Raw genomic sequence first — 8025 nt, 5'->3', positions numbered from 1 at the left:
CATTTTACAAGAACACCCCGCATTCCGATTTGTTGTGGGGTGTGGTGGGGTGGTTTTTGTTTATAAGACACCGGTTGGGGAAAATCTAGGGGGGGAGGCACTCGCGTGCCTCCCCGCTCCCGTTTCCACCCGATCGGGCTACAGAACCCCCTTCGGGGCCCGCCCCGCGTCAGGACCTGCGTACGCCTTCCGCAAGCTCGCCCGCCAGCGCCCGTACGGCGTCCAGCCCGGCCTGCGGGTCCGGCGCGTCGAGCAGCAGCTTCACGAAGGCCGAGCCGACGATCACCCCGTCGGCGAAGCCCGCGACCTGCTTGGCCTGGACGGCGTTCGAGACGCCGAGGCCGACGCAGACAGGGAGGTCGGTGGTCGTACGGGTACGGCGCACCAGCTCCTGGGCCTCGTTGCCGACCGACTCGCGGGTGCCCGTGACGCCCATCAGGGAGGCGGCGTAGACGAAACCGGAACCGGCGGCGGTGATGGTCGCCAGGCGCTCGTCCCGGCTGCTGGGGGCCACGACGAACACGGTCGCCAGACCGTGCTTCGCCGCGTGCTCGCGCCACAGCGCGGACTCCTGGACCGGCAGGTCGGGCAGGATGCAGCCCGCGCCGCCCGCCGCCGCCAGCTCGGCGGTGAACCGCTCGACGCCGTAGCGGTCGATGGGGTTCCAGTAGGTCATGACGAGGATCGGGGCGCCGGTGGCCTCGAAGGTCTCGCGCACGGTCCGCAGCACGTCGGCGATCTTCACGCCGCCGCGCAGGGCGATGTCGTCGGCGGTCTGGATGACCGCGCCGTCCAGGACCGGGTCGCTGTGCGGCAGGCCGATCTCCACGACGTCCGCGCCGCCCGCGATGACGGCCTTGGCGGCCCCGATCGCGCCGTCGACGGTCGGGAAGCCCGCCGGGAGGTAGGCCACGAGGGCCGCGCGGTCCTCGGACTTGGCCTTGGCGAGGGTGGTGCTCAGCAGGTCGATGTTGCCGTGGTGACTCACTTGGTCTCCCCCTCGGTGCCGTTCTCGGACGCGCCGTCGTACAGGCCGAAGTAGCGGGCGGCCGTGTCCATGTCCTTGTCGCCGCGGCCGGACAGGTTGACCACGATCAGGCCGTCCTTGCCCAGCTCCTTGCCCAGGTCGAGGGCGCCCGCGAGGGCGTGCGCCGACTCGATCGCCGGGATGATGCCCTCGGTGCGCGACAGCAGGCGCAGGGCCTGCATGGCGGCGTCGTCGGTGACCGCGCGGTACTCGCCGCGGCCGCTGTCCTTGAGGTAGGAGTGCTCGGGGCCGATGCCCGGGTAGTCCAGACCGGCGGAGATCGAGTAGGGCTCGGTGATCTGGCCCTCCTCGTCCTGCAGGACGTAGGAGCGGGAGCCGTGCAGGATGCCGGGCTCGCCCGCGGTCAGGGTGGCCGCGTGCTCGCCGGTCTCCACGCCGTGCCCGGCGGGCTCGAAGCCGACCAGGCGGACGCCGGCGTCCGGGATGAAGGCGTGGAAGAGGCCGATGGCGTTGGAGCCGCCGCCGACGCAGGCCGCGACGGCGTCGGGCAGCCGCCCGGCGCGCTCCAGGATCTGGCGGCGGGCCTCGACGCCGATGACGCGGTGGAAGTCGCGGACCATGGCCGGGAAGGGGTGCGGTCCGGCGACGGTGCCGAAGAGGTAGTGGGTCTCCTCGACGTTGGCGACCCAGTCGCGGAACGCCTCGTTGATGGCGTCCTTGAGGGTCCGGGAGCCGGACTTCACGGCGATGACCTCGGCGCCGAGCATGCGCATGCGGGCCACGTTCAGGGCCTGGCGCTGGGTGTCGATCTCGCCCATGTAGATGGTGCATTCGAGGCCGAAGAGGGCGCAGGCGGTGGCGGTGGCCACGCCGTGCTGGCCAGCGCCGGTCTCGGCGATCACGCGGGTCTTGCCCATGCGCTTGGTGAGGAGCGCCTGGCCCAGCACGTTGTTGATCTTGTGCGAGCCGGTGTGGTTGAGGTCCTCGCGCTTGAGGAAGATCCGGGCGCCGCCGGCGTGCTCGGCGAACCGGGGCACCTCGGTGAGGGCGCTGGGCCGGCCGGTGTAGTTGACCATGAGCTCGTTGAGCTCGGCGGCGAAGGCCGGGTCGCCCTTGGCCTTCTCGTACTCGACGGCGACCTCGTCCACGGCGGCGACCAGCGCCTCCGGGATGAACTTGCCGCCGAAGTCACCGAAGTAGCCCTCGGCGTTGGGGACGTGACCCTCCGGGTCCGGAATGAAGAACGAGCTGGTGGACATGGCCACTACTCCTACGTGTACGGAATGCGCGACGGGGGCTGGTTGCACCGTATTGCGCCGTCGGTCCGCGGCCCGCGCACCCCGCTGGGGGTGCGCCGCCGTGCGGACGCCGCGGCCCGCGCCGGGAGCCTGGGGCTCGGGCGTGGGGCCGTGCGCGACCTCCCGGCCGGTACGTCTTCGCGTACCGGGCCGGGGCGGCCGTCGTCTACAGCGCGGCTCCGCGACGCCATCGCATGCCGTTGACCTGTCCGGGCTCGGAACCGATCACGTAGCGCACCCGCCGGCCGTGCACGCGCCGGGCCGGGGCGCGGCAGCCGCGGGGGCGGCAGCCGCGCGCCAGGGGCGCGTGCGCCGTCGGCACGCCGGCCGGGCCGTGGCCCGGGCGGGTGCGGACGGAGGAGCGGGAGGGAGGCATGGGAAGGGTCAGCTCCGGCCGTGGCGCAGGGCGGGGTGGGCGCCGGCGGCGACGAGGTCGGCGACGGCCGCCTTCGGGTCGCGGCCGGTGACCAGGGACTCTCCGACGAGGACCGCGTCGGCGCCCTCGTTGGCGTAGGCGATCAGGTCGTGCGGCCCGCGGATGCCGGACTCGGCGACCTTCACGATGTGGGCCGGGATCTCCGGGACGACGCGCTCGAAGGTGGAGCGGTCGACCTTGAGGTCCTTCAGGTTGCGGGCGTTGACGCCGATGATCTTGGCTCCGGCGGCGACGGCACGCTCCACCTCCTCCTCGTCGTGGACCTCCACGAGCGGGGTGAGGCCGATGGACTCGGCCCGCTCGATGAGGGAGACGAGGGCCTCCTGCTCCAGGGCCGCGACGATCAGCAGCACGAGGTCGGCGCCGTAGGCACGGGCCTCCCACAGCTGGTACGCCGTGACGATGAAGTCCTTGCGCAGGATCGGGATGTCCACGCGGGCGCGGACGGCCTCCAGGTCGGCCAGCGAGCCGCCGAAGCGACGCTGTTCGGTGAGGACGGAGATGACCGCCGCACCGCCCGCCTCGTAATCGGCGGCGAGCCCGGCCGGATCGGCGATCGCGGCCAGCGCGCCCTTGGAGGGGCTGGAGCGCTTGACCTCGCAGATCACCTTGACGCTGTCGCCACGCAGGGCGGCGACACCGTCCTTGGCCTGGGGCGCCTTGGCGGCACGCTCCTTGAGCTCGTCGAGGCTCACGCGGGCCTGCCGTTCGGCAAGGTCTTCGCGGACCCCTTCGATGATCTCGTCGAGCACACTCACGCGAGCGGCCCCCTTCCGGGTTGATGACGGTCGGCCGCCTTGCAGACACGTACCACTGCAAGGTCAGCACTCAAATGGTATCCGCAGGTCTCTACGGCCTCTGCACTGACTTCGCGGATTCCCAGGGACTGGACAGTCGGAATATGGCCTTCCCGTAGCCGCCCGCGAGGCCTCCCAAGGGCTCAGGGGGCCAGAGCGGAACCGAACGGGAAATTGCGGACAATCGAGAACAGGAGCGCCACGGCCCCGATCCCCCACCAGTACGCCGGTCTCAGCGCGATCCGGGGCACCGGACCGCCCCGGAAGGCCCGTACCAGCCACAGCGCCAGGAATCCGGCGAAGATGAGGTACCCGGCGACCGCCACGGCATTGGCCCCGAGCGCGGCGGCCAGGTCCCCCCGGGCGAAGGCGTGCGCACTGCGCAGCCCGCCGCAGCCGGGGCACAGGACGCCGGTCAGCCGCAGCATCGGGCACAGGGGGTAGTGGCCGGGCTCGTTCGGGTCCACCGCGCCCACGTACGCGAAGGCGGCCACGGCCCCGGCCAGCGTGAGCAGCGGCGCGGCCAGCCTGCGGGTCCGCGACGCCGGTACGGGGGCCGGTGCGGCCGGCTGCGGCCGCCAGGGGGCGTCCCCGCCGGGCGGGGCGGCGGGCCGGGGGCCGGGGGCGGCGGGGGTGCGAGGGGCGTCCACGGGCTGATTCTCTCCGGTCATGACAAAAGGCGCAGCCCGACCGGGCCGCGCCTTTCGAACCGCGCGGCACAGCGCGCGCACCGCGCTCAGACCTTGGCGGGAACCTGGTTGGCGGCGATGACCTCGGCGAGGTCGCGGTGGGCGGCCTTCGGCGCGCCCATGCCTGCGGCCCTCATGGCGAGGCCGACGACTCCGCCGATCGCGACGACGACGAGGCCGGCCCAGAACCCGAGCGGGTTCGCCAGCACCATGAAGGCGCCGGAGACGCAGAAACCGATGAAGGCGATGATGACACCGGTCCAGGCGGCCGGGGTGTGTCCGTGGCTCGTGCCCGCCATGAGTTGCTCCTCGTTGCTCTGTCTCAAGCTTGTAGAGAGTGCGGTCCGTGTCGCACGCTCGCTGTCATTGTCCCGCACGGGGCGGGCCCTTTCACCAGGGGGTGGGGCCTTCACCGGGTGGCTTCTTCAGCGGGTGGGGTCCTCGCCACGGTCCAGAGCTTTCCACAGGTCCTCGGGCCGGTCCGGGTCCACCGCCACCGGAGTCCGCCTGCGGGGGCTGCCGTCGCGCTCGTAGCGGCCTCCCATCGCGGGCCAGCTGCGGCCGAAGCGCAGCGCCAGCAGGCCGGCGAGCAGGATCAGGACGCAGCCGCAGGCCGTGACGTACGGCCAGGCCGTATGGGTCAGCTCACCCACCCGGGCGGCGGTGTCGGCCGTCGCGGTGACGGCCCGCTCGTCCAGGGCCCGGTGGTCGTCGGCGGAGGCCACCGCGGACAGGGCCCCGCCGAGCCCGCTCAGCGCGAGCAGCCCGGACACCAGCAGCCGCCCCCGGCCGCGTACGGCGAACACCGCCACCAGGGCCGCGAGGCCGACGATGGCCAGGGCCGCGGGGAGGCCGGTGACGGCCCGCCCGTCCGCCGTCAGCGGGAGCGAGCCGCCTCCGACGGCGGCGCTGCCCCGGGCCCAGACGCGGCCGGAGGCGAGCAGGACGACGGTGGCGCCGAGCGCGCCGAGCAGCAGGGCGGCGGCCACGCTGCGGCGGCCGCTCTTGCTGTCGGGGGCCTCGGCGGCGTCCGGCGCGGCGGAGGCGGGGGGCTGGGGCGGGGGTACGGCACTCACGTACCCCACTATCCCCTACGCCCTCAGCCGTGGTGGAGGCGGTTCGCCGCTCCCACGGCGCGGAGCACGGCGGCCGCCTTGTTGCGGCACTCCAGGTCCTCCAGCTCGGGCACCGAATCCGCGACGACACCCGCTCCGGCCTGCACGTACGCCGTTCCGTCGCGCAGCAGCGCGGTGCGGATGGCGATGGCCGTGTCGGAGTCCCCCGCGAAGTCGAGGTAGCCGACGCAGCCGCCGTAGAGGCCCCGGCGGGAGGGCTCCAGCTCCTCGATGATCTGCATGGCGCGCGGCTTGGGGGCGCCCGAGAGGGTGCCGGCCGGGAAGCAGGCGGTGAGCACGTCGAAGGCGGTCTTGCCCTCGGCGACCCGACCGGTGACCGTCGAGACGATGTGCATGACGTGGGAGTAGCGCTCGATCGACATGAAGTCGACGACCTCCACCGAGCCCGGCTCGCAGACCCGGCCCAGGTCGTTGCGTCCGAGGTCGACCAGCATCAGGTGCTCGGCGCGCTCCTTGGGGTCGGCCAGCAGCTCCTCGGCGAGGTCGTTGTCCTCCTGCGGGGTGGCCCCGCGGTGGCGGGTGCCGGCGATGGGGTGGACCATGGCCCGCCCGTCCTCGACCTTGACCAGCGCCTCGGGGCTGGACCCGACCACGTCGAAGCCGTTCTCGAAGCGGAAGAGGTACATGTACGGGGACGGGTTGGTGGCCCGCAGCACCCGGTACACGTCCAGCGCGGAGGCGTGGCAGGGGGTCTCGAACCGCTGCGAGGGCACCACCTGGAAGGCCTCGCCGGCCCGGATGCGCTCCTTGATGTCCTCGACGGCCACCTGGTACTGCTCGCCGCCCCAGAGCGCGTCGAACGGGGGCAGCGCGGAGTCCGGGAGCGGGGCGGGCACGTACGGCGCGGGGCGCGCGAGGTCGGCCTCCATCGCGTCGAGCCGGGCGACGGCGTCCGCGAAGGCCTCGTCGGCGCCGGTGTCGAGGGCGTTGTGGTTGATCGCGTTGGCGATCAGCAGGACCGTGCCGTCCCAGTGGTCCAGGACCGCCAGGTCGGAGGTGAGCAGCATGGTCAGCTCGGGGAGCTTGAGGTCGTCGGCGGTGTGCTCGCCGATGCGCTCCAGGCGGCGCACGATGTCGTAGCCGAGGTAGCCGACCATGCCGCCGGTGAAGGGGGGCATGCCGCCCGCGAGGTCGCGGGGGGTGTGCAGGGCCTCGACGGTGGCGCGGAGGGCTTCGAGCGGGTCGCCGTCGGTGGGCACGCCCACGGGCGGGGTGCCGATCCAGTGGGCCTGGCCGTCCTTGACGGTGAGGGTGGAGTCGCTGCGGACGCCGACGAAGGAGTAGCGGGACCAGGAGCGGCCGTTCTCGGCGGACTCCAGGAGGAAGGTGCCGGGGCGTTCGGCGGCGAGCTTGCGGTAGAGCCCGACCGGGGTGTCCCCGTCGGCCAGCAGCCTGCGGCTCACGGGGATGACGCGGCGGTCCGCCGCGAGCTTGCGGAACGTCTCAAGATCCATGGGGTGGGACCCTACCTAGTCGGCGTCGCTGAACAGGACATCGGCGTCGAAGCACGTACGGGCGCCGGTGTGGCAGGCGGCGCCGACCTGGTCGACCTTCACGAGCACGGTGTCGGCGTCGCAGTCGAGGGCGACGGACTTCACGTGCTGGAAGTGGCCGGAGGTGTCCCCCTTGACCCAGTACTCCTGGCGGCTGCGGGACCAGTAGGTGCAGCGGCCGGTGGTCAGGGTGAGGTGCAGGGCCTCGTCGTCCATCCAGCCGAGCATGAGCACCTCGCCGGTGTCGTACTGCTGGGCGATGGCCGGGACCAGCCCGTCCGGGGAGCGCTTGAGGCGGGCGGCGATGGCGGGATCGAGGGAGGACGTACTCATGCGGGCCATTGTGCCGCGTGATCGGGGCGGGCACGGATCACTGTCCGCCTGATGGGCAGGCACGGGGCGGGGTCCGGCCGTAGGCTGTCGCGCATGTCTACCCATGCGAAGCGCGAACGCCTGCTGCTGGCGGACCTGTTGGAGTCGGCGGGGCCGGAGGCGCCGACGCTGTGCGACGGCTGGCGGACGCGGGATCTGGCGGCGCACGTGGTCGTCCGGGAACGCCGCCCGGACGCGGCGGGCGGCCTGCTCCTGAACGTGCTGAAGGCCCGGCTGGACCGGGCGATGGCCGAGTACACGGCCAAGCCGTACGAGGAGCTGATCCAGCTGATCCGGACCGGGCCGCCCAAGATGTCGGTGTACTCGCTGAAGCAGATCGACGAGGCCGCGAACGCGGTGGAGTTCTACGTGCACGCCGAGGACGTCCGGCGCGCGCAGCCGGACTGGTCGCCGCGCAAGCTGGACCCGGTGTTCTCGGACGCGCTCTGGTCCCGGCTGGAGAAGCTGGCCCGGCTGACGGGCCGCCGCTCCCCGGTGGGCCTGGTCCTGCGCCGCCCGGACGGCCGCACGGCCGTCGCCCACAAGGGGGTGCCGGTGGTGACGGTGACCGGCGAACCGGGCGAACTGACCCTGTTCTGCTTCGGCCGGCAGGCCGCTGCCGCGGTGGACCTGGAGGGCGACAAGGAAGCCGTCTCCCGCCTGACGACGGCCCAGCTGGGCATCTAGCAGCGCCGGCGCCGCTGCCAGGGGCTCCGCCCCCGGACCCCCGCGCCTCAAACGCCGGCGGGGCTGGATTTTGGCTAAGCTCCACCGCCATGTGCCGCCCGGCAGGCTGGATTGCGCGGAGCTCAATTC

General features: G+C 72.9%; 10 protein-coding genes. 1 reads left to right on the top strand and 9 read right to left on the bottom strand.

From position 1 onward, the window contains the following. Positions 1 to 169 precede the first annotated feature (169 nt). From trpA to hisI, 9 genes are all read right to left on the bottom strand, one after another. Positions 170 to 988 carry a tryptophan synthase subunit alpha gene (trpA, locus tag ACFV0Q_RS34615; RefSeq protein WP_385010947.1) on the bottom strand — a complete coding sequence of 273 codons (819 nt, stop codon included), beginning with the start codon at positions 986 to 988 and terminating at the stop codon, positions 170 to 172. Further along, the gene (gene trpB, locus ACFV0Q_RS34610; protein WP_385010946.1) at positions 985 to 2247 is read right to left on the bottom strand and encodes a tryptophan synthase subunit beta; all 1263 of its coding nucleotides are present in this window, start codon (positions 2245 to 2247) and stop codon (positions 985 to 987) included. The genes trpA and trpB overlap by 4 nt, the downstream gene beginning before the upstream one ends. Positions 2248 to 2452: 205 nt before the next feature. Continuing rightward, positions 2453 to 2662: a tryptophan biosynthesis modulator TrpM gene (gene trpM, locus ACFV0Q_RS34605; RefSeq protein ID WP_385010944.1), complete on the bottom strand. Its 210-nt coding sequence runs from the start codon at positions 2660 to 2662 to the stop codon at positions 2453 to 2455. Positions 2663 to 2670: 8 nt separating this feature from the next. Continuing rightward, on the bottom strand, positions 2671 to 3480 hold the full coding sequence (gene trpC, locus ACFV0Q_RS34600; protein WP_266577749.1) for an indole-3-glycerol phosphate synthase TrpC: 810 nt from the start codon (positions 3478 to 3480) through the stop codon (positions 2671 to 2673). Positions 3481 to 3662: 182 nt separating this feature from the next. Beyond that, positions 3663 to 4190 (bottom strand): DUF2752 domain-containing protein, encoded by a 528-nt coding sequence (locus ACFV0Q_RS34595; RefSeq protein ID WP_385010942.1) that lies wholly within the window; start codon positions 4188 to 4190, stop codon positions 3663 to 3665. A gap of 65 nt (positions 4191 to 4255) precedes the next feature. After that, on the bottom strand, positions 4256 to 4507 hold the full coding sequence (locus ACFV0Q_RS34590; RefSeq protein WP_385010940.1) for an HGxxPAAW family protein: 252 nt from the start codon (positions 4505 to 4507) through the stop codon (positions 4256 to 4258). Positions 4508 to 4633: 126 nt separating this feature from the next. Next, entirely contained in the window at positions 4634 to 5293 is a 660-nt protein-coding gene (locus ACFV0Q_RS34585) for a TIGR02234 family membrane protein (RefSeq protein ID WP_385010938.1), read from the bottom strand. 14 nt (positions 5294 to 5307) lie between these two features. Further along, positions 5308 to 6798 (bottom strand): anthranilate synthase component I, encoded by a 1491-nt coding sequence (locus ACFV0Q_RS34580; RefSeq protein ID WP_385010936.1) that lies wholly within the window; start codon positions 6796 to 6798, stop codon positions 5308 to 5310. A gap of 15 nt (positions 6799 to 6813) precedes the next feature. Then, entirely contained in the window at positions 6814 to 7179 is a 366-nt protein-coding gene (gene hisI, locus ACFV0Q_RS34575; RefSeq protein ID WP_385010934.1) for a phosphoribosyl-AMP cyclohydrolase, read from the bottom strand. Positions 7180 to 7263: 84 nt separating this feature from the next. Here hisI and ACFV0Q_RS34570 point away from each other — a divergent pair, with 84 nt between their 5' ends. After that, positions 7264 to 7896 carry a TIGR03085 family metal-binding protein gene (locus ACFV0Q_RS34570; protein ID WP_385010932.1) on the top strand — a complete coding sequence of 211 codons (633 nt, stop codon included), beginning with the start codon at positions 7264 to 7266 and terminating at the stop codon, positions 7894 to 7896. The last annotated feature ends 129 nt before the right edge of the window (positions 7897 to 8025 follow it).

The sequence above is a fragment of the Streptomyces sp. NPDC059564 genome, from assembly GCF_042735575.1.
Classification (GTDB): domain Bacteria; phylum Actinomycetota; class Actinomycetes; order Streptomycetales; family Streptomycetaceae; genus Streptomyces.
Note: the sequence above shows the minus strand (reverse complement) of the source record. Positions and strands in the feature narration are given on the sequence as shown.